The sequence below is a fragment of the Mycobacterium paraffinicum genome (assembly GCF_001907675.1).
GTDB lineage: Bacteria > Actinomycetota > Actinomycetes > Mycobacteriales > Mycobacteriaceae > Mycobacterium > Mycobacterium paraffinicum_A.
The window spans coordinates 227,584-251,174 of record NZ_MPNT01000002.1; the positions used below are offsets into that span (position 1 = coordinate 227,584).

Here is a 23,591-nt window from a genome sequence, read left to right on the forward strand (position 1 = left end):
CATGCGCGGGCGCGACGTGCTCGACGTGCTGGGCGGGCGCCATGTGTGCGGGTGCGACGTGCTCGACGCGCGGGGCCGGGTGTCCGCCGTAATTCCCGCCCCCGTACGGCGTTTGGTGACGGCCATAATTGGCAGCTCCATAGCCGGCATAGCCGCCGTTCTGTGGTGTGGCGTAGCCATAACCGCCGCCGTGCCACCCCGGGGCGGCGGATGTGGCGGGCGCCGGGCTCGGCGCGGCGGGCATCGGCCTGGCCGGCGGAGCGGCCGGCCGGGCAGGCGCCGCCGGGGCCACGCGGTTGGGCGCGGCGGGCGCGACGCGAGTGGGCATGGCCGGCGTCAGGCGGGCCGGCCCGGCGGGAACCATACGGACCGGCATGGCGGGCATGAAGTGGCCGCCCGCGGCTTGCGTCGCATTGGCGGCCTCGGTCGCCGCATACGAATCGGCACTGAGCCCCAGCGCGCTGACGAACTGCTCGTGGATCATGCCGGCCTCGGCGCTGATCGCCTGATATTGCTGGCCATAGCCGGCGAAGGTGGCCGCGGTGACCACGGAGACTTCGTCGGCCGCCGCCGGAACGACTCCCGTGATCGCGAAGGCGGCCGTCGAATTGGCGGCGGTCACAGCCGAGCCGATCGATTGGAGCTGCCCCGCCGCGGCTAGCAGCAGGTCCGGCTGGGTGGTCAGGAACGACATGTGCTTCTCCTCGTGATGCCTGATTTCGGCTTCTCTTGTCGTGCTTGCGGACACTATGTCATGAATTATGAATCTCTGTCTAGTCTTGGGTATTGACTTCTGAATTCAGTCCTAAGACTCGCAGGTGGAGACACTTTGCCCGCGTTTCGGCAGCGGGTTACTCTGGGTGGATGCCACGAACGAATGCCGCAGGTTGGGGGCTGAAGCGCCTGCTCGAAGCGACGCTGAACCGCGACATCACCATCGAGCAGTTGCGCGACGCCTGTGGCGTGACGAAGGGGCGCTGGTACGGGGCCGGCGGGCGCGCCAACGCAGACGACTTTCCCGATGCCGAGGAGGCCAGGCGTGCCGCGCACGCGTTCGGGCTCAGCGCTACCTGGCTACAGATAGAACTGGGACTGATCACGCCCGAGGACGTGCACGCGGTCCTTGGCGACGGACAGTCGCCGGATCCGTTCCGTGTCACGACCCGACAGCGAGTGCTGATGCCGAATCCCTCCGCGGAGGGCTCGCGCGACTGAGTTCGCCGTTCTGGTTGTCGGTGGCGCCCCATACAATCGAACACATGTTCGAAGTACCGGTTGATCCCGCCTCCCTTGTGGAGCTGATCGAGGTGACCCACCGGCAGGAATCCATGCTGGTCGCTCGCCGAATGGCAGCGGTGGCTGCGCTATTGCGACATCGGACCGCCGCCGCCGAGCGGCCCGAGCGCCCGCGCGAATACGCGGAAATCGACGGTTTCGAGCAGACCGCGGCCGAGGTCGCCGCCGCCATGAACCTCTCCCCCGTGGGGGCCAGTTACCTGGTGTCACACGCGGAGGCGCTGGACATCAGGTTGCCCAAGATCGCGGCCCTGCTCGCGGAGGGCCGGACGGATTGGCGCACCGTGCGCTTGATCATCGGCAGGACCGACCTGGTCACTGATGAGCAGCTGATCGCCAAGATCGACCAGTCGCTGGCCGAGCGCATCGGCAATTGGCACGGCTGGTCAAGGCAGCGGATCATCAACGCCGCCGACGCCGCCGTGCGCACCACCGACCCCGACGCCGTCCGCGAGCGTCGCCTCGCCGCCGAGCGCGACCGCCACGTAGGAATCAGCGCCACCGGCGATGGGATGGCCGAGATCTACGGGTCGGTCGCCGCAACGGCCGCAACGGCGTTTGACCGACGGCTCTCGCAACTTGCCAAGCAGGTGTGCCCTGCCGACCCGCGAACAATCGATCAGCGCCGGGCCGACGCACTGGCAGCACTGGCCGAGGGCCACGGGTTGTCCTGTGCCTGCGGGCAACCGGAGTGCCCCCGCCGGGTCGGCGACGCCGCCCCCGACCGTGATGCCGAAGCGCGGGTAGTGATCAACGTGGTGGCCAGCGACCATACGGTCTACGGTGATGGCGCCGAGCCGGGCTATCTGGAGGGCTACGGCGTGATCGACGCCGAGCAGGTGCGCCGATTGGCAGCCGCCGCAGCCCTCCTCGTCGCCAATCCGGTGACAAGCCCCGTCGAGGCGCTGCGATATCAACCGCCCGCGGCGCTGGAGCGGGCGGTGCGGTGCCGGGACCTCACCTGCCGCTTTCCCGGCTGCAGCCGTCCGGCCGTCGTCTGCGATCTCGACCACACCATTCCGTTCAACCACCAAAATCCGGCGGCTGGCGGGCATACCGTTGCGGGGAATCTGAAATGCCTTTGCCGCCAACATCATCGACTTAAGACCTTCGGTGGGTGGCGCGACACGCAACTGGCCGACGGCACAGTCGTCTGGCTGTCACCCAGCGGGCGGACCTATCGCACCTTCCCCGCCGGCGCCGACCTCTTCCCGCAGCCTCGCGGACCGGCCTGCGCGCCGCCGGTTCCCAACAGGAGAAGCAGATCGCAGCAGCGCAACGCGCGAATCACGCGCGCGCGCAACCATAACCGCGTGCAGAGGCCGATCAACGAAGCGCGTCGGGCGTTAGAGGAGGCGCGTCAGCAGGAGATCACAGCACGCAAGTTCCGAAATCACATGCGCGACATGCTCTATCTGTTCAAGGGCACACCGAGTACCAGCCCGTTCTGCACCTGGGTGAACGATCCCAAAGAACCGGAGGAACTCCCGCCGGATTGGACTCCCGACGAGCCGCCGCTGAGGTCACTGCCCGACGATCCGCCCTTCTGACACACGCAGCCCAGCTCCGATTCTCAGCCGCCCGCGGGGGGTTGAGCGATGACCGTGGGCTTGAACCCATATCGGGGTGCGACAAAATGTGCCGCAGCGCCGCGGCCCATCCCGCCAAGCGGCGTCATCGGCACGCCGCCCACCGCGTTCGTGGCCGGTTCGGCAGCCGATGCGGCAGAGAGGCCGTTGAACGCCACGGTGACCGGTGGTGGCGTGGGCGTAGTGCTCGCCCATCCTGCCGGCACCGACAAACCACCGATCGACGCCGCCTTACCAACCGCGCCGCCGATCGACCCGATCGATCCCAGGCCTGCGCCGCCCGATACCGCGGCGGGCAGAGCCGCCTCGGCGGCCTTGGCGGCGCCCTCGGTGGCGGACTTCGCGGCGGGCATCATGCCCTGAGCGATGCCCTGAATGTCCTTGAACGATGTCGTGAAAAGCCGTGTCGGCGAGATCAATCGGATGAACGCGTCGAAGGGCGTGCTGGCATCCAAGGTCTGCGAACCGGTCAGACCCTCCAACACATCACCCAGCGGGCCACCGATGACGAGCCCATCGCCCTCCGGGTTCAGCCCGATTCCGCCCAGGGAAAACGCGGGATTGGCAGCCGCGGAATTGTTCGTCGAACCGGCCAGCGACGACAGCGTTTGGGGGACCGCGTCCAGGGCCTGGGCGCTGTTACTTTCGCTGGTGCCGACCGCTTGGGCGACCGCCGCGGCCTGACCCGCAACCCCGGCCGGGTTGGTGGTGGGTGCCGCCGGCTCGAATGGCGGCAAGGTCGCCGCCGCGGCCGACGTGCCGGCATAGCCGTACATCGCGGCGGCGTCCTGAGCCCACATCTCGCCGTATTGCGCCTCGGTGGCCGCGATCGCGGCGGTGTTCTGTCCGAGGACGTTCGTCGCCATCAGCTCGATCAACAACGCCCGGTTCGCCGCGATCACCGGCGGCGGCACCGTCTCGGCGAACGCCGACTCGTAGGCGCCCGCTGCCGCCATGGCTTGGGTGGCGGCCTGTTCCGCATGCCCGGCCGTGCCCTGGAGCCACGCCAATTGCGGCGCGGCCGCCGCCAGCATGGCCTCTGCGGCCGGCCCCTGCCACGGCCCGTCGCCAAGGCCCGCGATCACCGACCCGTAGGCGGACGCCGCGGACTGCAGCTCGGCGGCCAGCCCGTCCCAGGCCGCCGCGGCGGTCAGTAGCGGCCCCGAGCCGGGTCCCGAATACATCAGCGCGGAGTTGACCTCCGGCGGTAACTGCGCGAAATCCAGCATCGCGTCCCGGCCTAACCGACCGCAGCGGCGTTGGCGAGCTCGGTGGCGGCGTACGAACCCGCGCTGATGCCAAGCGTCGTCGCAAGCTGCTCTCGAACCGCGGCGGCCTGGGCACTGACCTCCTGGAAGAGCCGCGCGTGCCAGGAGAACTGCGCCGCGGTCAACAGCGACACCACATCGGCGGCGGCGGGAACCACCCCGGTCGTCGGGACGGCTGCGGCCGAATTCCCCTCCCGCACGGCCGCGTTGATGCCATGCAGCTCCCCCGCGGCCGCCTCGATCATCTCCGGCTGCGCCAGCACAAAAGGCATATCCCCTCCTCAAATCACCTTGCACTCAATACCTTTCAGCGCCGCCGTCGGGCACCGAATCGGACGTCTGGACACGTTAGGGGAGTCACGTCCCGGAATGACAGCCCTTGGCCTGGCAATTCATGGCCGAGTCGATAACTGTTCACTTAGCTGGCAGGAGAAGCTGCAACTTTTGTGTTCAGCATGAAAGTCATTACAAACCAATATGTTTGGAATCATATAGGTTCATATATGTGGTTGCTAGATTTGCTGGGACCGTTTGCCCGCGACCGGCCCGGCCGTGCCGCAACGCCGGCGACATTCCAATTCGAGAACAAACACCGTTGCCGGACAGCAACGTTCGTGCATACGAACCGGCGGACTCGCCCGGTGCCGGGCACTCGTGGCCTCGGCCTGCCCCGACGGCTAGGGTGCCAGTCATGCCGGTCGCAACGAATGCCCCGAGGTTTGCCCGCAAGTTGATCGCCCTGGCCGTCGCCGGGCTAGCTACCGTCGCGGTGTCGGCCTGCGATTCCCCGCCTTCGGCGCCCGCGCCCGGCGTCAACCCCCGGCAGGTCACCGTCATCGGGTCGGGCCAAGTCCAGGGCGTTCCGGACACGCTGACCGCCGACGTCGGTATCGAGTTCACCGCACCCGATGTGACCTCGGCGATGAACCAGACCAACGACCGCCAGCAAGCGGTCATCAACGCGCTCGCGGGCGCGGGCGTCGACCGTAAAGACATCAGCACCACCGAGGTGACGCTGCAGCCGCAGTTCAACAACCCGGGGCCCAACGGCACCGCCACCATCACCGGCTACCGGGCCACCAACGCCATCACGGTCAAGCTCCACCCGCCCGACGCCGCGTCCCGGATGCTGGCCCTCATTGTCGGCACGGGTGGCGACGCCACCCGGATCAAGTCGGTGAGCTACTCCATTGCCGATGACTCACAGCTGGTCAAGGACGCCCGCGCGCGAGCGTTCAACGACGCCAAGAACCGCGCCGAGCAGTACGCCCAGCTGTCCGGACTCCGGCTGGGCAGGGTGCTGTCCATCTCGGAGGCGACCGAACCGACGACGGGTGGGCCGCCCGCCCCGCCCAGGGCCATGCCGAGCGCTGTCCCGCTGGAGCCTGGCCAGCAGACGGTGAGCTTCTCGGTGACCGCGGTGTGGGAGCTGGACTAGACCCCGGGTCTACTGCTGGTAGACCCGGGGATCCAGGGTGCCGATGTACGACAGGTCGCGGTAACGCTCGTCGTAGTCCAGGCCGTAGCCGACGACGAAGTCGTTGGGGATGTCAAAGCCCACATAGGCGATGTCGACGTTGGCGCCCTTCGCGTCGGGCTTGCGCAGCAGCGTGCACACTCGCAGCGACCGCGGATGGCGGCTGGTGAGGTTACGCAGCAGCCAGGACAGGGTCAGGCCCGAGTCGACGACGTCCTCCACGATCAGCACGTCGCGGCCCTGGATGTCGCGGTCCAAGTCCTTGAGGATCCGGACCACACCGGATGACGACGTCGAGGACCCGTAGGAGCTGACGGCCATGAACTCGAACTGGGTGGGCACCGGAATCGCCCGCGCCAGGTCGGTGACGAAGATCACAGCGCCCTTGAGCACGGTGATCAGCAGCAGATCCTGGCCGGTCTCGGCCATGACGTTGCTGTAGTGCCCGCCGATCTCCTCGCCGAGTTCGCCGATTCGGGCCTGGATCTGCTCGGTGGTGAGCAGGACTGACTTGATGTCCCCCGGGTACAGCTCCACGGGCTGCGCGGGGGTGATCGCCGAGGAGATCTGGGCCACGCCCACAGAGTGCCACGCCAAGGGCCGAATAACCAACGGCGACCCGGGTATTGCGCCTATCGGACCGGCTCCCGCCACAGGGTCAGGACGCCGTCGCGCCGCCCCGCGATCAACCGCTCCTCGCGCAGCGCGGACCCGACCGCCACCCCGCCCTGCCCGCGCCAGGCGGTGACGAGGGCGTCGACGCCGCGGATCTGCTTGTCCGTCAAGCCCGTTGCGCCGCCCGCCAGCAACCAGCCCCGGATCACCCGGCGCCGCACCGCGGCGGGCAACGCGGCCAGCGCCTGCGCCTGCAACCCCGCGCCGGCCTTCGCGTCGGGCAACGCCTGGGCGGCGAGCGTGTCGATCAGCTCGGTGTCCTCGCGCAGCGCGGTGGCGGTGCGGGCCAGCGCCTCGGCCACCCCGCCGCCCAGCACGTCCTCCAACAGCGGCAGCACCTCGAGGCGCAACCGGGTCCGGGTGAAGCGGCGGTCGGTGTTGTGCGGATCCTGCCAGGCCGCCAAACCCAGCTCATGGCACGCGGCGTGGGTCACGGCGCGCCGCACGCCCAACAATGGCCGGCCCCACGGCCGGTCGTACGGCCGCATCCCGGCGATCGACCGCACACCCGACCCGCGACCCAACCCCAGCAGCACGGTCTCCGCCTGATCGTCGAGCGTGTGGCCCAGCAGCACCGGCCCGTCGTGGTACGCGCTCAGCGCCGCATAACGCGCGGCTCGGGCCGCGGCCTCGGGGCCGCCCTCATTGCCCACGTGCACGCGAACCACTTGCGCCGCAACGCATCCCAAGCCGACGGCTTGCGCCCGGGCGGTTTCGGCGACACCGGCGGAGTCGGGTTGCAGGCCGTGGTCGACGATCACGGCGGTGGTGGGCCGCAGCTGGGCGGCCACCGCGGTGAGCGCGAGCGAATCGGGACCACCGGACAGCGCCACGCACCACTGTTCGACGGTGGCGACGTGGGTTTTCACGAACGCCTCGACAGCCGCGCGCAGCTGCCCTACAGCACCCTGTCGATCCATCGTTCGGGTTCCTCGATCTCGGCGGGCAGGGGCAGCGTCTCGGGTCCGGTCCAAATGGCGTTGAACCGCTCCATCCCGACTTTGCCCACCACGTGGTCGACGAACGCCTTGCCGCGCGTGTACTGGCTGAGCTTGGCGTCGAGCCCCAGCAGCGCGCGAAGCAGGCGCTGCAGCGGCGGTTGCTTGCGGTTGCGGCGGTCGTCGAATCGGCGGCGGATGGTGGTCACCGACGGCACCACCATCGGCCCGACGGCGTCCATCACGTGGTCGGCGTGGCCCTCCAGCAACGTGCCCAGCACCAGCAGCTGATCGAGGGCCTGCCGCTGCGGCTCGGACTGCACCGCGCGCACCAGGCCGACGATCCCCGACGGGCTGTCCGGCGCCCCCTCGCCGCGGGTGCGCACGTATTCCGCGAGCCGGCCCGCCACCTGCCCGATGTCTTCCCCAGCGTCGCGCGTCAACAGCGCCAGCGCCCGCGACATGTGCTCGGACAGCCACGGATTGGCGGTGAACTGCACCCGGTGCGTCACCTCATGCAGGCACACCCACAGCCGGAAGTCGGAGGGCTCGACGCGCAGTTGCCGCTCGACGGCGATGACGTTCGGATACACCAGCAGCAGGCAGCCCTGTTTCGCGGCGGCGAACGGGTCGTACTGGCCGAGGATCCCGGACGACACGAACGCCAGCACGGCGCCGGTCTGTGCGCCCGTGACGCGGCCGGTGAAGAAGCCCCGCGGCTTCTCGGCCCCGTTCATCATCACCCGCATCGACTCGGCGGCCGCGCCGATCCACTGCGGACGGTCGACGATGCGGGCGGCGGGCACCGCGCCCTGGGTGACCAGGCCCGTGACCTCACGCACCGGCGGTTCGGCCTTGGCCGCCGAGCTGGTCAGCTCGTCGATCACCTGTCGACGCGTGTAGTCGCTGGACGGCGGGCCGGGGCGGGCCAACCGCTGGCCGACGGTGGCGGCGAAGCCCCAGTCGACGGCGGTGCCGAGCGTCAGCTCCGAGGGCGGGCTCATGAGCACCCGCAGGACCACAGTTTGGTGGCCAGGGCGTCCACCACGTTGCGGCCGTTCGGGCCGGCGGCGTTGGAGATGAAGGCGAACGTCAGCACCCGTCCGCTGCGGTCGGTGAGCACCCCGGCCAAGGCGTTGATGGCGGTCAGCGATCCGGTCTTGGCCCGTAGCCAACCGGCCGGGCCCTGGTTGGAGGCGGCATCGGTGAAGCGGTCGGCGAGCGTGCCGCTGCCTGCGGCGATCGGAAGCAGGTCCAGCAACGCCCGCAGCGCCGGCTGGTCGGGTCCGGCGGCGGCCTGCAGCACGCCGTCAAGCGTCTTGGCGGTCAACCGGTCGTCGACCGAAAGCCCGCTGGAATCCATCAGCGTGATGCCCGCGGTGTCGACGTGCGCGGTGCCCAACCGGTTGGACACCGCGTCGGCGGCGCCGGCGAAGCTGCGCGGCCGGTTGATCGCGGCCGCCACCTCGCGGGCGATGCACTCGGCCATCACGTTGTCGGAGTGGTCCATCATCTCCGACAACCGCTGGATCAACGGCGCGGACTGCACGACGGCGAGCTGCCGCGCTCCCGAGGGCGCCGTCGCGACCGTCACCGCGGCGGGGTCCAGGCCCAGCGCCTTGGCGAGCTCCCGTCCGGCGTCCAGCGCCGGGGTGCGGGAGCGCCGGGAGTTGACGGTGGTCGGCTGGATGCGCCCGGCGTCGATCATCACCGACTCGATCGGCGCGATGTCCCCGTTGTCGACGTCGGCCCCGTCCCAGCCCTGCGCCATCGTCGGCCCGCTGAACGCCGAGGTGTCCACCTGCACCGCGGTCGGCGTCACGCCGCTGCGGCGGATCTGCTCGACGAGGTCGCTGATCCGGGCCGATCCGCGGTACCAGGTCTCGACCCCCGGCGGCGCCGCCGACAGCACGGGATCACCGGACCCGACGAGTACGACGGGCCCCTGCGCGTTCTGGCTCCCGGCCACCACCCGCGTGCTGATCCGGGCCTGATGGTCCAGGGTGAGCAGGGCGGCGGCCGCCGTCAGGACCTTGTTCGTCGACGCCGGCACCAGCGGCATGTCGCCGGCCACCTGCCAGAGCTCTTTTCCGCTCAGGGCGTCGGTGACCCGGGCCCCCAACCTGCCCAGGTTGGGATCGGCCGCCACGGCCCCCAGCACGGCCGCCACCCCGGCGGGGCTTGGCGTCTCGGCGGTGTCGCTGACCGGGACCATTCCCGGCTTGACGGTCGGCGCGTGCGGGGCCGGTATCGGGGCGTGCGAATTGTTGCCGCCGTGCCCCGCCGAGGTGAAAAACGTTGCCGCCGCCACCACGGCGGCGACAAACGCCAGCACGGCCAACCCGACGAACACATGGGTGGATTTTTGCCAGCGAGTGGGACCCATCGCTCTCCTGACTGTCTCCCGCCCATTCTGCCGAATCCGCCGCAAAGGCCTCGACTAGGGTGATCCCCGACGCGACGGGACTACCGCGAAACGCCCAGATCTAAGGAGCGCACAGTGCAATTCGATGTGACCATCGAGATCCTCAAAGGCCAGCGGAACAAGTACGAGATCGACCACGAGACCGGGCGGGTGCGCCTGGACCGCTACCTGTACACCTCGATGGGCTATCCGACCGACTACGGCTTCATCGAGGACACCCTCGGCGAGGACGGCGACCCGCTGGACGCGATGGTGCTGCTGCCGCAGTCGGTCTTCCCGGGAGTCATCGTCGAGGCGCGCCCGGTGGGCATGTTCCGGATGACCGACGAAAAGGGCGGCGACGACAAGGTGCTGTGCGTGCCGGCCGGCGACCACCGCTGGGACCACATCCAGGACATCGGCGACGTGCCCGAGTTCGAGCTGGACGTGATCAAGCACTTCTTCGTGCACTACAAGGACCTGGAGCCGGGCAAGTTCGTCAAGGCCGCCGACTGGGTCGGCCGCTCGGACGCCGAGGCCGAGGTGCAGCGTTCGGTGGAGCGGTTCAAGTCGAACGGGCACTGACGCCCGAAGAGGTGCGGTGACGCTCATGGCGCAACCGCACGCCGATTTCAGATTCGAGGCCTAGACCGCCGCCGACGCGGCGGCCCTGGCCTGACGTCGGTTGCGCAGCACGCTCCAGCTAAGCGCGGCCCCGATGAACACCACGCCGACCGAGGCGGTGACCGCGTCGGGAACCTCGAATCGGGGTTCGATGGACAGCAGCATGATCACCGCCAGCACCCCGATCGCCCAGTGCGCGCCGTGCTCCAGGTACACGTAGCGGTCCAGCGCGTCCTGCTTCACCAGGAAGATGGTGATGGACCGGACGAACATCGAGCCCACCAGCCCGAGACCCAACGCGATGACGATCGGGTCCGAGGTGATCGCGAAGGCGCCGGTGACCCCGTCGAACGAGAACGCCGCGTCGAGCACCTCGAGATAGAGGAACATGGTCAGGCCGGCCTTGCCGGCCGCCTTCCCCGCCGACGCCGCCTCGATGTCCGGCGGCCGAAACGCCCGGCTCAGACCGTTGACGACCAGGTACGTCACCAGGCCCAACAGCCCGGCGGTCAGCACCGTCGCGCGCTCGTCGCCGGTGTGCGCCAACCCGGTGCCGACGAGGATCAGTACGACGAGAGCCACCGCCACCGACACCTGGCCCAGCCGCCCGATTCGGGCGAACGGGATCTCGATCCACTTGAGCCACTTGATGTCTCGGTCGTGGAAGACGAAGTCCAGAAACAGCATCAACAGGAACGTCCCGCCGAACGCCGCGATCTGTGGATGCGCGGCGGTGATCAGCTTTTCGTAGCTGGGCGAGCCGTCGGGGAATTCCAGCGCGCCGTGCGGCGGCGGATGCAGCGCCAATTCCATCGCGCGAACCGGGTCGAGGCCCGCGGTCGCCCACACGATCAGCAGCGGAAAGAGCAACCGCATCCCGAACACGGCGACGAGAATCCCGACCGTCAGGAACATCTGCCGCCAGAACGGGCTCATCTGCTTGAGGATCGCGGCGTTGATGATCGCGTTGTCGAACGACAGCGACACCTCGAGGGTGGCCAGCACCAGCAGCAGGAAGAGGTCCTTCAGGCCGCCGTGGGCATATCCGACCGCGAGGGCCGCCACGGTGACCAACAGGGAGATCGCGAAGATGCGCAAGGCGGCCGAGGTCCTTTCCGACAGCCGCCCACGATAGCGAACCGCGGTCGCCGCCGCAGACCTGCATCCACGGCCACTTACTATTTTCAATATTGTGGCGATGCCCGAAGTCGGCGGTACCCAAGCCTCGACCGGTGCCGGTCCGATCACGCGCGGCAGCGTGGCCCGGGTCGCCACCGCGACGGCGCTGACCGCCCTGTGCGGTTATGCGGTGATCTACCTTGCCGCCCGTAACCTGGCGCCCGGCGGCTTTTCGGTGTTCGGCGTGTTTTGGGGGGCGTTCGGCCTCGTCACCGGCGCCGCTAACGGGTTGCTGCAAGAGACCACCCGGGAGGTCCGCTCGACCCGCCACCTCCCCGCGGTCTTGCCGGTTGCCGGCGAACCGCGGACCCACCCGCTGCGGGTCGCCATGCTGGTCGGCGTGGGCGCCGCCGCCGTGATCGCCGGCAGTTCGCCGCTGTGGAGCGGGCGGGTCTTCGTCGAGCAACGCTGGCTGTCGGTGGCGCTGCTCAGTGTCGGGCTGGCCGGGTTCTGCGTGCACGCCACCCTGCTGGGCATGCTGGCCGGCACCGATCGGTGGACCGGCTACGGGGCGCTGATGGTGACCGACGCCGTCATTCGGGTGGCGGTCGCGGCCGCGACCGTCGTGCTCGGCTGGCGGCTGGTCGGCTTCCTGTGGGCGACGGTGGCGGGCGCGGTCGCGTGGCTGATCATGCTGGCCGCCTCGCCGTCGGCCCGCGCGGCGTCCCGGCTGCTGACGCCCGGCGGGGCCCAGACCTTCCTGCGCGGGGCCGCCCACTCGATCACCGCGGCGGGCGCCAGCGCGATCCTGGTCATGGGGTTTCCGGTGCTGCTGAAGCTGACCAGCACCGAGCTCGGCGCCGAGGGCGGGGTGATCATCCTCGCCGTGACGTTGACGCGGGCACCGCTGTTGGTGCCGCTGACGGCCATGCAGGGCAACCTGATCGCGCATTTCGTCGACGCGCGCAGCGACCGCACCCGTGCGCTGATCGCCCCGGCCGGGATCATCGGCGGCATCGGCGCGGTCGGGGTGCTGGCGGCCGGGGCGGTAGGTCCGTGGCTGCTGCGGGTCGCTTTCGGGCCGCAGTACCAAGCCAGCGGAGCGCTGCTGGCGTGGCTGACGGCGGCCGCGGTGGCGATCGCCATGTTGACACTCACCGGTGCCGGCGCCGTGGCGGCCGCGCTGCACCGGGCGTACGCGCTGGGCTGGGTGGGTGCGACGGTGGCATCCGGACTGCTGCTGCTCCTGCCGCTGGCGTTGCAAACACGCACCGTGGTCGGCTTGTTGTGCGGCCCGCTGGTCGGAATCGGCGTTCATCTGGTCGCGCTGGCGCGCGCCGACCGCTTAGCCGGCTGATCCTGGCTAACCTGGTGGGCTAGATGGTTACTGCAGCCAAATACTCGGGCGCCTGGATCGTCATCCCCGCCTTCAACGAAGCCGCCGTCATCGGCGAGGTGGTCGCCGATGTGCGTTCGGTCTTCGACAATGTCGTGTGCGTGGATGACGGCAGCACCGACGGGACGGGCGAGATCGCGAGGCGGGCCGGTGCCCACCTGGTGCGCCACCCGATCAACCTGGGACAGGGTGCGGCCATCCAGACCGGCGTCGAATACGCGCGCAAACAGCCTGGCGCGCAGGTCTTCGCCACGTTCGACGGCGACGGGCAGCACCGGGTCAAGGATCTGGCCGCGATGGTCGACCGGCTGTGCGCGGAGGACGTCGACGTCGTGATCGGGACGCGGTTCGGCGCCCGGGTAGGTGCCCGGCCGCCGTTCGTGAAGCGGCTGGTGTTGCAGACCGCCGCGCGGCTGAGCCGGCGCGGTCGCCGACTCGGCCTGACCGACACCAACAATGGGCTGCGTGTCTTCAACAAGAAGGTCGCCGACGCGCTCGACATCACCATGAGCGGCATGAGCCACGCCAACGAGTTCATCATGCTGATCGCCGAAAACCATTGGCACGTGGTCGAACAACCGGTCGAAGTGCTCTACACCGATTATTCGAAGTCGAAGGGCCAGCCGCTCCTCAACGGCGTCAACATCATCTTCGACGGGTTCCTGCGAGGGAGGACTTCACGATGAACTGGATCCAGGTGCTGCTGATCGGGACGATCATCGCGCTGCTGGTCTACCTGCTGCGGTCCCGCAGGAACGCGCGGTCTCGCGCCTGGGTCAAGGTCGGCTACGTCGTCTTCGTGCTGGCCGGTGTCTACGCCGTGCTGCGGCCCGACGACACCACGGTCGTCGCGAACTGGTTCGGGGTGCGCCGCGGCACCGACCTGATGCTTTATGCGCTCGTCATGGCGTTCTGCTTCACCACGCTCAGCACCTACATGCGTTTCAAGGACCTGGAACTGCGCTACGCCCGCCTCGCCCGGGCGGTGGCGCTGGAGGGCGCTCAGCAGCCCGACGCCGCTCAACCCGCGTCGAACGGGTAGGCCGCCGCGCAAGGTCAACGAGTGTGTGTCTGGCGGAAGTACTCGACCGTGCGACGCACGCCATCGTCGAGCCCGACCTGCGGACGCCAACCCAAAACCCGTTCGGCCAAACCGATGTCGAGGCACGACCGCCTCAGGTCGCCCAGGCGCGGCGGGTGAAACTCCGGGTCGTCGGGCGCGCCGACCGCGGCGGCCACCGCCGAATGTAGTTGCCGGTCCGAGGTTTCCACGCCGGTGCCTACGTTGAAGCGCTGACCGCCACCGGCCTCGCCGGCAGCCTTGACGAAGGCGTCCACCACGTCGTCGACGAACACGTAGTCGCGGGTGTTTCCGCCGTCGCCGAACACCTTGGTGGGCTTGCCGGACAGCAGCGCCTGGGCGAAGATCGCCACCACGCCCGCCTCCCCGTGCGGGTCCTGGCGGGGGCCGTACACGTTGGCCGGCGCGATGTGCGAGCAGTCCAGGCCGTAGAGGTGGCGGAAGGTGTTGAGGTAGATCTCGCCGGCCACCTTCCCGGCGGCGTACGGCGAGGCCGGGTCGGGCTGCACCGATTCGGGTGTCGGATACACCGCCGGGGTGCCGTAGATGGATCCGCCCGACGAGGTGTGCACGACTTTGCGCACCCCCGTCTGCCGCGCCGCCTCGGCCAGGCGCACCGTCCCGACGACGTTGACCGAGGCGTCGAACTGCGGGTCGGCCACCGAGTGCCGCACGTCGATCTGGGCCGCCAGGTGGAACACCACCTCGGGCCGGTGCTCGTCGAGGATCGCCCGCAGATCGGCGGTGACGATGTCGGCCTCGACGAAGACGTGCGAGGGGTTGTCGGCCAGGTGCTCGAGGTTGGTCGCGCGGCCGGTGGCGAAGTTGTCCAGCCCCACGACCGCGTGGCCGTCGGCCAGGAGGCGGTCGACTAGCGTCGACCCGATGAATCCGGCTGCCCCGGTAACCAGTGCGCGCACCGGCCCACCATACATAGCGGCCGTGGCCGTCGCGCTGATCGCCATTGCGCTGGGCATACGCGCGGCGCTGGCGTTCGGGGGCTACTTCTATTGGGACGACCTGATCCTCATCGGGAAGGCCGGCACCCACAATCTGCTGTCACCGGCGTACCTGTTCGACGACCACGACGGCCACGTCATGCCGGGCGCCTTCCTGGTCGGCGGCGCCATCATCCGGCTGGCCCCGCTGAACTGGACGGGTCCGGCGATCAGCCTGCTGGTGCTGCAGCTGCTGGCCTCGCTGGCGCTGCTGCGCGCCCTGCACGTCACGCTGGGCTGGCGACCGGTGCTGCTGATCCCGCTGACGTTCGCGCTGTTCACCCCGCTGGCCGTGCCGGGGTTCGCGTGGTGGGCGGCGGCACTGAACTCGCTGCCGATGCTGGCGGCGTTGGCGTGGGTCTGCGCTGACGCGATCCTGCTGGTCCGCACGGGCCGCCCGCGCTACGCCGTGACCGGGACGCTGGTCTACTTCGGCGGGCTGTTGTTCTTCGAGAAGGCCGCGGTGATCCCGTTCGTCGCGTTCGCGGTGGCCGCGCTGCTGCGCCACGTCCAGGGGGATCGGGCGGCGCTGCGGACGGTGTGGCGGGCCGGGCTGCGGTTGTGGATCGCGACGCTGTCTTTGACCGTTGGCTGGATCGCGCTGTATCTGGCGGTGGTGAACCAGCGGCGGTGGAGTTCGGACCTGGCGATGACCTCGAAGCTGCTGGCGCGATCGATCACGCACGGCATCGTGCCCGGGCTGGCCGGCGGGCCGTGGCACTGGGACCGGTGGGCGCCGGCCTCGCCGTGGGCGACGCCCCCGCCGTCGGTGATGGCGCTCGGCTGGCTGGTGCTGGCCGGCACCCTCGCGGTTTCACTACTGCGCAAGCAGCGCATCGGGCCGGTCTGGGTGACCGCGGCCGGCTACGCCGTCGCCTGCCAGGTGCCGATCTACCTGATGCGCTCGTCGAAGCAGACCGCGCTCGAACTCGCACAAACCCTGCGGTATTTCCCGGATCTCGTGTTCGTGCTGGCGCTGCTGGCAGCCGTCGCGTTGTGCGCGCCGAACCGGCCCGCCGCGCCGCGCTGGCTCAACGCCTCGCCCAAGCGCGCGGCGGTGACGCTGGGCTTGGCGGCGTTGTTCGTGGCCAGCAGCCTGTATTCGACGGCGACGTTTTTGGCCAGTTGGCGCGACAACCCGGCCCAGCCGTATCTGCAGAACGCTCGGGCCGATCTGGCCGCGGCGCACGCGGCCTCGACGGCGCCGTTGCTGGACCAGGAGGTCGATCCGCTGGTGCTGCAGCGGGTGGCGGCGCCGGAGAACCTGGCCAGCCACCTGTTCGCCCTGCTGCGGGATAGGCCCGAATTCGCTTCGGCGACAACGCGATTGCGGATGCTGGACAGCTCGGGCCGACTGGTCAAGGCGCGGGTGACCTGGGTGCGGACGATCGTGCCGGGACCCATGCCGCGGTGCGGGTATTTCGCGCAGCCGGACAAGCCCGCGCGCCTGGTCCTCGACGGGCCGCTGTTGCCCGCGGACTGGAGCGTCGAGCTCAACTACTTGGCCAACAGCGAGGGGACTATGACGCTGGCGCTGACGCAGGGCCCCGAGGCCAAGGTGCCCGTACATCCGGGACTCAACCGCGTCTTCGCCCGCCTGCCGGGCGCCGGGGATGCGATCACCGTGCGTGCCAACACCACCGCGCTGGCGTTGTGCATCGCGTCGGGCCCGGTGGGTTTCCTCGCGCCCGCCTAGCCGGACGACGCGTCGTCGTCGCGCTCGGTGGTGGGTTTTTCGTCGTCGCCCTCGGTAGCTTGCGGGGGCTGTTGGTCGCCTTCTGGTGGCGGCTGTTCGGCGGTGGTCACGCGATTCTCCGTCCGGGCGGGGTGTTTGCGTGTACCTACCCGGGTCGGCGGGGCCGGAAACGGGATCGCCCATCGCGCAGCGCGCCCACGTGCGCCGGACGCGTTCGAGGAAAATTTGGAGCCGCCTGGGGGAATCGAACCCCCGACCTATTCATTACGAGTGAATCGCTCTACCGACTGAGCTAAGGCGGCACACCCGCACGCCGGGCGGCACGAGTCTACGGCAGGCGGGCGGGCCCGCCCAAGTTAGTCGCGTAGTTCCTGGCCAAAGGTGGCCACCATGGCGTCGACGGCGAACTTGGGTTTGACGTTGATCGCCAACGCCTCGCGGCACTCCAGGACCGCCTCGATGCAGCGCAGCAGCCGCTCGGGCGAGGCATGCGCCGCCAGCGCCGATACCCGGTCGGCCATGTCCGGGTGGTTGTGCCGCACCGACCCGGCGCCCGCCGAGACCATCAGCGCATCGCGGAAGTAGGTCGCCAGGTCGATCAGCGCCCGATCCAGTGCGTCGCGCGAGGCGCGGGTCTGACGCGACTTCTGCCGCCGCTCGAGGTCTTTCATCGCGCCCGCCGCACCTCGCATCGCCCCGGCGGTGCCCTTGCCGGTGCCACCGGCGCCCAGGGCCGTCCGCAGCTCCTCGGTCTCGGCCTCCGCGCGGTCCGCGGTGAGTACCACCGCCTCGGCTTCCGCCGCGGCCACCAGCTCCTCGGCGGCGGCATAGGCCCGCGACGGCGTCGCGGCGTCACGCACCAGTGCCAGCGCCCGCTCGCGGCGGTCCCGGGCCTCCGGATCGGTGGCCAGCCGGCGCGCCCGGCCCACGTGGCCACCGCTGACCGACGCCGCCCAGTCCGCCGTTTCGGGGCTCAGGCCGTCCCTCTCCACCAGCACGCGGGCGATCGCCTCGGTCGGCGGGGTGACCAGCGCGACGTGCCGGCAGCGGGAACGCAGCGTGATGGCGATGTCCTCGGGATCCACCGACGGCGCGCACAACAGGAACACCGTCGACGGCGGCGGCTCCTCGACGACCTTGAGCAGCGCGTTGGCGGCGCCCTCGGTGAGGCGGTCGGCGTCCTCGACCACCACGATCTGCCAGTGCCCGGTGGCCGGACGCCGCGACGCGATCTGCACGATGGCCCGCATGTCGTCCACGCCGATGGACAGCCCCTCCGGGATCACCCGGCGAACGTCGGAGTGGGTGCCGGCCATCGTCGTCGTGCAGGCCCGGCACTGACCGCACCCGGGCTCCCCGTCTTCACCGGCGGAGGTGCACTGCAACGCGGCGGCGAAGCACAGCGCCGCGACCGAGCGCCCCGACCCGGGGGGACCCGTGATCAGCCAGGCATGTGTCATAGTCCCGCCGCCCGCGTCGCTGTGAACCAGGTCACCACGGGCCGCCCTGGCGGCGGCGAGCAATTCGGCCGTGACCACATCCTGGCCTACCAGCCGCGTAAACACCCCGGACATCACCGGTAACAGTAGCCACCACCGCCGACATATACCGATCGGCCACCGTATCGCGACAATCCCGTTACATTTGCCCGCTTTTCGGCCCAGATGGGGACGCGTCGAGTTCGTTGTAAGTTTCCGACAAGTCCCTGCTGACCGATACGGTGGGATCGTGGCGACACCGGCAGCACTGCCCGGGCGGATCAGCGGATTCGTCCGGTGGGTGGTGCGCACCCCGTGGCCGCTCTTCTCGCTGAGCATGCTGCAGGCCGACATCATCGGCGCCCTCTTCGTGCTCGGCTTCCTGCGCTATGCGCTGCCACCCGAAGATCGCATCCAGCTGCAGGATCTGCCCGTGCGCAACCTGGCGGTCTTCGGGACCGCGCTGGTGGTGCTCTTCCTGGCCGGCTGGATGGTGAACCTGAAGCTGCTGATGCCGGTGTTCCGCTGGCAGCGCCGCGACAACCTGCTGGCCGAGTCCGACCCCACCGCCACCGAGCTGGCCCGCAGCCGCGCCCTGCGAATGCCCTTCTACCGCACGCTGATCAGCATGGTGGCCTGGTGCATCGGCGGGGTGGTGTTCATCATCGCCAGCTGGTCGGTGTCCCGGTACTCGGCGCCCGTCGTGGCGGTCGCCACCGGGCTCGGCGCGGCGGCGACCGCCATCATCGGCTACCTGCAGTCCGAGCGGGTGCTGCGGCCGGTTGCCGTGGCCGCCCTGCGCAGCGGCGTCCCCGAGAACGTCCAGGCGCCGGGTGTCATCCTGCGGCAGATCCTGACGTGGATGCTGTCCACCGCCGTGCCGGTACTGGCCATCGTGCTGGCGGTGGTGGCGGACAAGGCGTCCCTGCTGCACGCCACCCCGGAGAAGCTGTTCACGCCGATCCTGTTGCTGGCGCTGGCGGCGCTGGGCATCGGCTTCGTCAGCACCCTGCTGGTGGCCATGTCGATCGCCGACCCGCTGCGCCAGCTGCGGTGGGCGCTGTCGGAGGTTCAGCGCGGAAATTACAACGCGCACATGCAGATTTACGACGCCAGCGAGCTGGGCCTGCTGCAGGCCGGCTTCAACGACATGGTGCGCGACCTGTCCGAGCGGCAGCGGCTGCGTGACCTGTTCGGTCGCTACGTCGGCGAAGACGTGGCCCGCCGGGCCCTCGAGCGCGGCACCGAATTGGGCGGCCAGGAGCGCCACGTCGCGGTCCTGTTCGTCGACCTGGTCGGCTCCACCCAGCTCGCCGCGACCCGACCGCCCGCCGAGGTGGTCCACCTGCTCAACGAGTTCTTCCGGGTGGTGGTAGAGACCGTCGGCCGGCACGGCGGTTTCGTCAACAAGTTCCAGGGCGACGCCGCGCTGGCCATCTTCGGTGCGCCGATCGAACATCCCGACGCTTCGGGCGGTGCGCTCGCCGCCGCCCGCGAGCTGCACGACGAGCTCCTCCCCGTGATCGGGTCGGCGGAATTCGGGATCGGGGTGTCGGCGGGCAGGGCGATCGCCGGGCACATCGGCGCGCAGGCCCGCTTCGAGTACACGGTGATCGGCGACCCGGTCAACGAGGCCGCCCGGCTGACCGAGCTGGCCAAGCTGGAGTCCGGCCATGTGCTGGCGTCGGCGATCGCGGTCAGCGGCGCGCTGGACGCCGAGGCCTTGTGCTGGGACGTCGGCGAGGTGGTCGAGCTGCGTGGCCGCACCGCCCCCACCCAGCTGGCCCGGCCGGTGAAGCTGGCCGGATCCACGGACTCCCAACCCGTACGGTCCGCCGACGAGCTGCACAGCGAGTCGATCGGCCCCGGCTACTAACACCTAGTCGCGCTTGGCGGCCTTCTTGGCCGGCGGCTTCTTGCGGGCCGCCTTCTTCGCGGGCCGCTTCACCGGGCCCCGCGCCCGCCGGTCGGCCAGCAGTTCGGCGGCGCGCTCGTCGGTGATCGACAGGACGTCGTCGCCCTTGCGCAGGCTCGCGTTGGTCTCGCCGTCGGTGACGTAGGGCCCGAACCGGCCGTCCTTGATCACCATCGGCTTGCCGGTCGCCGGGTCGGCGCCCAGTTCCCGCAACGGCGGCGCGGCGGCCCCCTGCCTGCCGCGACGCTTGGGCTCGGCGTAGATCTTCAGCGCCTCCTCCAACGTGATCTCGAAGATCTGCTCCTCGGTTGCCAGCGAACGAGAATCGGTGCCGCGCTTCAGGTATGGGCCGTAGCGGCCATTCTGCGCGGTGATCTCCTCACCGGTCTGCGGGTCGACGCCGACCACCCGGGGCAGCGACAGCAACTTCAGCGCGTCCTCGAGGGTGACGGTCTGCAGGTCCATGCTGCGCAACAGCGAACCGGTGCGCGGCTTGGGCCCGGTGGGCTTCTTCCCCTTCTTCGCCGGGGCGCCGCCCTCCTCGTCGGGCGGTGGTGGCAGGACCTCGGTCACGTACGGCCCGTAACGACCGTCCTTGGCGACGATCTCATGGCCCGTCTCCGGGTCGACGCCCAACGTGCGTCCCTCTTGCGGCGTGGCGAACAGCTGCTCGGCCACCTCGAGCGTCAGCTCGTCGGGCGTCAGCGAGTCGTTGAGGTTGGCCCGTTGCGGCACCAGCTCGCCGTCGTCGCCCGCCACCATGCGCTCGAGGTAAGGGCCGTTCTTGCCCACGCGGACATACACGGGCCGACCCTGCTCGTCGTCAAAAAGCTTGATGGAGTTGACTTCTCGCGCGTCGATGCCTTCGAGGTTGACGCCGACGAGTTTCTTGAGGCCGCCGGAGCGCGCCACCGAATCGGCCACCCCGTGGTCGCCGCCGAAGTAAAAGCGGTTGAGCCAGTCGGTGCGCCGCTCCTGCCCAGAGGCGATCGCGTCCAGCTCGTCTTCCATCGCGGCGGTAAAGCCGTAGTCGACGAGCCGGCCGAAATGCTGTTCCAGCAAACCGGTTACGGCGAACGCGACCCAGGAGGGCACCAGTGCGCTGCCCTTCTTGTGCACGTAACCGCGGTCCTGGATGGTCTTGATGATCGACGAGTACGTCGACGGCCGGCCGATGCCCAGCTCCTCGAGCGCCTTCACCAGCGATGCCTCGGTGTAGCGCGCCGGGGGGTTGGTGGCGTGGCCGTCGGGGGTGAGCTCGATGGCGTCCAGCCGCTGGCCCTGCGTCAGCTGCGGCAACCGGCTTTCGGCGTCATCTGCCTCCCCGCCGGCCAGTTCGTCGACGGTCTCCACGTAGGCCTTCAAAAAGCCGGCGAAGGTGATGGTGCGCCCGCTGGCCGAGAACACCACGTCGCGCCCCCCGGAATTACCGTTGATGCGCAGGCTCAGCGTCGTCCCGCGCGCGTCGGCCATCTGCGAGGCCACGGTGCGCTGCCAGATCAGCTCGTAGAGCCGGAATTCGTCGCCGTCGAGCTCGCGGCGCACCGCGTCCGGGGTGGCGAACGCCTCACCGGCGGGCCGGATGGCCTCGTGCGCCTCCTGGGCGTTCTTCACCTTGCGGGTGTACTGCCGCGGCGACGGCGAGACGTACTCCTCGCCGTAGAGCTGACGCGCCTGGGTGCGCGCGGCGTTGATCGCCGACTGCGACAGCGTCGTCGAGTCGGTACGCATATAGGTGATGTAGCCGTTCTCGTAGAGCCGCTGCGCGATGCTCATGGTGCGCTCGGACGAGAACCGCAGCTTGCGGCCCGCCTCCTGCTGCAGCGTCGATGTCATGAACGGCGCGTAGGGCCGGCGGGTGTACGGCTTCTCCTCCACCGAGGCGACCGACAGCTGGGCGCCGCGCAGCCCGGCGGCCAGCTCGGTCGCCTGGGCCTCGTTCAGCACGGTCACCTCGTCGGCCTTGCGCAGCTGGCCCAGCGAGTCGAAGTCGCGGCCGGTGGCCACCCGCAGGCCGTCGACGCCTGCCAGCCGGGCCGTGAAGGTGGGCGGTGCGGCCTGCGGGTCGGACACGCTGGCGTCCAGCCGGGCCAGGATGTCCCAGTAGGAGGCGCTGCGGAACGCCATCCGGTCGCGTTCCCGCTGCACGATGATGCGGGTGGCCACCGACTGGACCCGGCCGGCCGACAGCTTGGGCGCGACCTTCTTCCACAGGACCGGGCTGACCTCGTAGCCGTACAGCCGGTCCAGGATGCGGCGGGTCTCCTGCGCGTCGACCAGGTCGATGTCGAGGTCGCGGGGGTTTTCGGCGGCCTCGAGGATGGCCGGCTCGGTGATTTCGTGGAACACCATCCGCTTGACCGGGATGTTCGGCTTCAGGGTTTCCAGCAAGTGCCAGGCGATGGCTTCGCCCTCGCGGTCACCATCCGTGGCCAGATAGAGCTCGTCGACGCCTTTGAGCAGGCCCTTCAGTTCGCTGACGGTGCTCTTCTTCTCCGGGCTGATGATGTAGAGCGGCTCGAAGTCGTGGTCGACGTTGACGCCGAGCCGCGCCCACGGCTCCGACTTGTACTTCGCGGGCACGTCGGCCGCGGCGCGGGGCAGGTCCCGGATGTGGCCGCGGGAGGACTCCACTATGTAGTTGGAGCCCAGGTAGCCGGCCAATTTGCGGGCCTTGGTGGGCGACTCGACGATGACGAGTCGCCTACGGCTCCCAGCCCGGCCGCTTTCGCGGTCCTTGAGATTCGGGTCGGCCAACTACGCTTACGCTCCATCCTTGATCTCGGCCCCCCTGCGAGGCCGCCCCGCAGAAGAATGACAGGCGAGCGTCAGAAATTCCGCGGAAATTCAGATACGCCAGCGTTCCTTCGCCTTCGGGCACCTGACAATTTCGCACCCTTGGGCGCGACTTCGCAAACCGACCGCCCACAACACAAATCTTTTTCCGCGGTTATACCCGCGGCCAGACGGCTGACGCATCCACGCCGTCGGGGGCTTCGCCCACGTTCTCTACCAGGCGCGACAGCCGACGACGACCGCTGATCCGCAGCGCCGGGCGGCCGCCGCGGGTGCCAATCAATGTCGGCGCGATTCCGACCCGCATCAAAGCCGACGCCAGCGGGGAATGGGTATCGGGCGCGTGGGGATCGAGACCCAACAGGTAATGGTCGCCCTCCGGGTGACCGGCCGCCAGCGTCCAGGCCCGCAATTCACGCGGGCCGGGCAGCCAGCGCGGCGGAACCGTCTTGACCGCCCCGCGCGTCCATTCGGCGGCCAGGCTCACCAATGCCGGGGTCACCGCCGTCCGCACCAGCGGGGTGTCCTCGTCGGTCCGGCAGATCTCGGGTTCCAGCCCCGCCTCGCGGATCATCTCGGCCAACGCGGCCGCGCGCCAGGCCTGATCCACCACCACGGAAAGTCGCGCGCCCTGCCCCTCCGGGCCGCCGACCATCACGATCTGACCGGAGGCCGCCAGCACCCCGGAGAGATCGGCGACCGCGGGGGGCACCGACTCCGCCGTGAAGAAGGAAAGCTGGCTCACGCCACCGACAGTAGGCCAGGTCCGCCATCCGCGTCTTGAGGTGACCGGCGCGGCGGCGGTTTCGCAAACCAGCCCAAATACGAAAACCCCCCGGCG

Annotated in this window: 20 protein-coding genes, 1 tRNA gene and 1 pseudogene; 9 read left to right on the forward strand and 13 right to left on the reverse strand. The window is 69.6% G+C overall.

What is annotated here, in order from left to right; all coding sequences use genetic code 11:
- Positions 1 to 400: 400 nt before the first annotated feature.
- Positions 401 to 694, reverse strand: a pseudogene (locus tag BRW65_RS32130) (PE family protein); the annotation flags it as partial.
- Positions 695 to 864: 170 nt separating this feature from the next.
- Between BRW65_RS32130 and BRW65_RS03795 the strand changes: the two are divergent.
- Both BRW65_RS03795 and BRW65_RS03800 read left to right on the forward strand, forming a co-directional pair.
- A complete protein-coding gene (locus BRW65_RS03795) occupies positions 865 to 1,215 on the forward strand; it encodes a hypothetical protein (protein ID WP_073871433.1) in 351 nt (116 codons plus the stop codon).
- A gap of 44 nt (positions 1,216 to 1,259) precedes the next feature.
- Entirely contained in the window at positions 1,260 to 2,846 is a 1,587-nt protein-coding gene (locus BRW65_RS03800) for an HNH endonuclease signature motif containing protein (RefSeq protein ID WP_073871435.1), read from the forward strand.
- Between the two features lie 23 nt (positions 2,847 to 2,869).
- Here BRW65_RS03800 and BRW65_RS03805 read toward each other — a convergent pair whose 3' ends face one another.
- Positions 2,870 to 4,114: a PPE family protein gene (locus BRW65_RS03805; RefSeq protein ID WP_073871437.1), complete on the reverse strand. Its 1,245-nt coding sequence runs from the start codon at positions 4,112 to 4,114 to the stop codon at positions 2,870 to 2,872.
- An 11-nt stretch (positions 4,115 to 4,125) separates the two neighbouring features.
- Positions 4,126 to 4,425 (reverse strand): PE family protein, encoded by a 300-nt coding sequence (locus tag BRW65_RS03810; protein ID WP_073871439.1) that lies wholly within the window; start codon positions 4,423 to 4,425, stop codon positions 4,126 to 4,128.
- Positions 4,426 to 4,844: 419 nt separating this feature from the next.
- Between BRW65_RS03810 and BRW65_RS03815 the strand changes: the two genes are divergently transcribed.
- Entirely contained in the window at positions 4,845 to 5,591 is a 747-nt protein-coding gene (locus tag BRW65_RS03815) for an SIMPL domain-containing protein (RefSeq protein ID WP_073871441.1), read from the forward strand.
- Between the two features lie 9 nt (positions 5,592 to 5,600).
- Here BRW65_RS03815 and hpt read toward each other — a convergent pair whose 3' ends face one another.
- From hpt to dacB, 4 genes are read right to left on the reverse strand one after another with little or no spacing between them, the layout of a single operon-like run.
- Positions 5,601 to 6,212 (reverse strand): hypoxanthine phosphoribosyltransferase, encoded by a 612-nt coding sequence (hpt, locus tag BRW65_RS03820; protein ID WP_073871443.1) that lies wholly within the window; start codon positions 6,210 to 6,212, stop codon positions 5,601 to 5,603.
- Between the two features lie 50 nt (positions 6,213 to 6,262).
- A complete protein-coding gene (gene tilS / locus BRW65_RS03825) occupies positions 6,263 to 7,225 on the reverse strand; it encodes a tRNA lysidine(34) synthetase TilS (RefSeq protein ID WP_073871445.1) in 963 nt (320 codons plus the stop codon).
- Positions 7,204 to 8,247: a zinc-dependent metalloprotease gene (locus BRW65_RS03830; protein ID WP_073871745.1), complete on the reverse strand. Its 1,044-nt coding sequence runs from the start codon at positions 8,245 to 8,247 to the stop codon at positions 7,204 to 7,206. Before BRW65_RS03830 ends, tilS begins: the two co-directional genes overlap by 22 nt.
- Positions 8,244 to 9,629, reverse strand: a complete 1,386-nt coding sequence (gene dacB, locus BRW65_RS03835) for a D-alanyl-D-alanine carboxypeptidase/D-alanyl-D-alanine endopeptidase (RefSeq protein ID WP_073871447.1) — start codon at positions 9,627 to 9,629, stop codon at positions 8,244 to 8,246. Before dacB ends, BRW65_RS03830 begins: the two co-directional genes overlap by 4 nt.
- Positions 9,630 to 9,743: 114 nt before the next feature.
- Here dacB and BRW65_RS03840 point away from each other — a divergent pair, with 114 nt between their 5' ends.
- Entirely contained in the window at positions 9,744 to 10,232 is a 489-nt protein-coding gene (locus BRW65_RS03840) for an inorganic diphosphatase (protein WP_073871449.1), read from the forward strand.
- Positions 10,233 to 10,292: 60 nt separating this feature from the next.
- Here the strand turns inward: BRW65_RS03840 and BRW65_RS03845 are convergent, their stop codons facing one another.
- Positions 10,293 to 11,393 (reverse strand): DUF475 domain-containing protein, encoded by a 1,101-nt coding sequence (locus BRW65_RS03845; protein ID WP_432206396.1) that lies wholly within the window; start codon positions 11,391 to 11,393, stop codon positions 10,293 to 10,295.
- Positions 11,394 to 11,469: 76 nt separating this feature from the next.
- On the opposite strand from BRW65_RS03845, the gene BRW65_RS03850 reads away from it, so the two are divergent.
- Genes BRW65_RS03850 through BRW65_RS03860 form a run of 3 tightly spaced genes read left to right on the forward strand, consistent with a single transcriptional unit; the run spans position 11,470 to position 13,828 of the window.
- Entirely contained in the window at positions 11,470 to 12,747 is a 1,278-nt protein-coding gene (locus BRW65_RS03850; protein ID WP_073871453.1) for a hypothetical protein, read from the forward strand.
- A 23-nt stretch (positions 12,748 to 12,770) separates the two neighbouring features.
- Positions 12,771 to 13,472, forward strand: coding sequence for a glycosyltransferase family 2 protein (locus BRW65_RS03855; protein WP_073871455.1), 702 nt, complete (start codon positions 12,771 to 12,773; stop codon positions 13,470 to 13,472).
- Positions 13,469 to 13,828, forward strand: coding sequence for a DUF2304 domain-containing protein (locus BRW65_RS03860; RefSeq protein WP_073871457.1), 360 nt, complete (start codon positions 13,469 to 13,471; stop codon positions 13,826 to 13,828). The genes BRW65_RS03855 and BRW65_RS03860 overlap by 4 nt, the downstream gene beginning before the upstream one ends.
- A 14-nt stretch (positions 13,829 to 13,842) precedes the next feature.
- Here BRW65_RS03860 and BRW65_RS03865 read toward each other — a convergent pair whose 3' ends face one another.
- The gene (locus BRW65_RS03865) at positions 13,843 to 14,787 is read right to left on the reverse strand and encodes an NAD-dependent epimerase/dehydratase family protein (protein ID WP_139272842.1); all 945 of its coding nucleotides are present in this window, start codon (positions 14,785 to 14,787) and stop codon (positions 13,843 to 13,845) included.
- Between BRW65_RS03865 and BRW65_RS03870 the strand changes: the two genes are divergently transcribed.
- A complete protein-coding gene (locus BRW65_RS03870) occupies positions 14,753 to 16,561 on the forward strand; it encodes a hypothetical protein (protein ID WP_167373991.1) in 1,809 nt (602 codons plus the stop codon). The two genes, BRW65_RS03865 and BRW65_RS03870, sit on opposite strands and share 35 nt — an antisense overlap.
- A 226-nt stretch (positions 16,562 to 16,787) precedes the next feature.
- Here BRW65_RS03870 and BRW65_RS03875 read toward each other — a convergent pair.
- Positions 16,788 to 16,863: transfer RNA gene (locus BRW65_RS03875), tRNA-Thr, on the reverse strand.
- 54 nt (positions 16,864 to 16,917) lie between these two features.
- The gene (locus tag BRW65_RS03880; RefSeq protein WP_073871459.1) at positions 16,918 to 18,135 is read right to left on the reverse strand and encodes a DNA polymerase III subunit delta'; all 1,218 of its coding nucleotides are present in this window, start codon (positions 18,133 to 18,135) and stop codon (positions 16,918 to 16,920) included.
- Between the two features lie 70 nt (positions 18,136 to 18,205).
- Here BRW65_RS03880 and BRW65_RS03885 point away from each other — a divergent pair, with 70 nt between their 5' ends.
- Positions 18,206 to 19,915 (forward strand): adenylate/guanylate cyclase domain-containing protein, encoded by a 1,710-nt coding sequence (locus tag BRW65_RS03885; protein ID WP_432206394.1) that lies wholly within the window; start codon positions 18,206 to 18,208, stop codon positions 19,913 to 19,915.
- 3 nt (positions 19,916 to 19,918) lie between these two features.
- On the opposite strand, the gene topA is transcribed toward BRW65_RS03885, so the two are convergent.
- Positions 19,919 to 22,711, reverse strand: a complete 2,793-nt coding sequence (topA, locus tag BRW65_RS03890) for a type I DNA topoisomerase (protein WP_073871461.1) — start codon at positions 22,709 to 22,711, stop codon at positions 19,919 to 19,921.
- Between the two features lie 193 nt (positions 22,712 to 22,904).
- Positions 22,905 to 23,495 carry a hypothetical protein gene (locus BRW65_RS03895; RefSeq protein WP_073871463.1) on the reverse strand — a complete coding sequence of 197 codons (591 nt, stop codon included), beginning with the start codon at positions 23,493 to 23,495 and terminating at the stop codon, positions 22,905 to 22,907.
- Positions 23,496 to 23,591 lie beyond the last annotated feature (96 nt).

Bases quoted from the DNA above. Each gene is read 5' to 3' on its own strand.
- BRW65_RS03880 (WP_073871459.1), bottom strand. From the start codon at position 18,135: ATGTCCGGGGTGTTTACGCGGCTGGTAGGCCAGGATGTGGTCACGGCC.
- tilS (WP_073871445.1), bottom strand. From the start codon at position 7,225: ATGGATCGACAGGGTGCTGTAGGGCAGCTGCGCGCGGCTGTCGAGGCG.
- BRW65_RS03860 (WP_073871457.1), top strand. From the start codon at position 13,469: ATGAACTGGATCCAGGTGCTGCTGATCGGGACGATCATCGCGCTGCTG.
- BRW65_RS03815 (WP_073871441.1), top strand. From the start codon at position 4,845: ATGCCGGTCGCAACGAATGCCCCGAGGTTTGCCCGCAAGTTGATCGCC.
- BRW65_RS03870 (WP_167373991.1), top strand. From the start codon at position 14,753: ATGAATCCGGCTGCCCCGGTAACCAGTGCGCGCACCGGCCCACCATAC.
- BRW65_RS03800 (WP_073871435.1), top strand. From the start codon at position 1,260: ATGTTCGAAGTACCGGTTGATCCCGCCTCCCTTGTGGAGCTGATCGAG.
- BRW65_RS03810 (WP_073871439.1), bottom strand. From the start codon at position 4,425: ATGCCTTTTGTGCTGGCGCAGCCGGAGATGATCGAGGCGGCCGCGGGG.
- BRW65_RS03855 (WP_073871455.1), top strand. From the start codon at position 12,771: ATGGTTACTGCAGCCAAATACTCGGGCGCCTGGATCGTCATCCCCGCC.
- BRW65_RS03795 (WP_073871433.1), top strand. From the start codon at position 865: ATGCCACGAACGAATGCCGCAGGTTGGGGGCTGAAGCGCCTGCTCGAA.
- BRW65_RS03850 (WP_073871453.1), top strand. From the start codon at position 11,470: ATGCCCGAAGTCGGCGGTACCCAAGCCTCGACCGGTGCCGGTCCGATC.
- dacB (WP_073871447.1), bottom strand. From the start codon at position 9,629: ATGGGTCCCACTCGCTGGCAAAAATCCACCCATGTGTTCGTCGGGTTG.
- BRW65_RS03805 (WP_073871437.1), bottom strand. From the start codon at position 4,114: ATGCTGGATTTCGCGCAGTTACCGCCGGAGGTCAACTCCGCGCTGATG.
- BRW65_RS03830 (WP_073871745.1), bottom strand. From the start codon at position 8,247: ATGAGCCCGCCCTCGGAGCTGACGCTCGGCACCGCCGTCGACTGGGGC.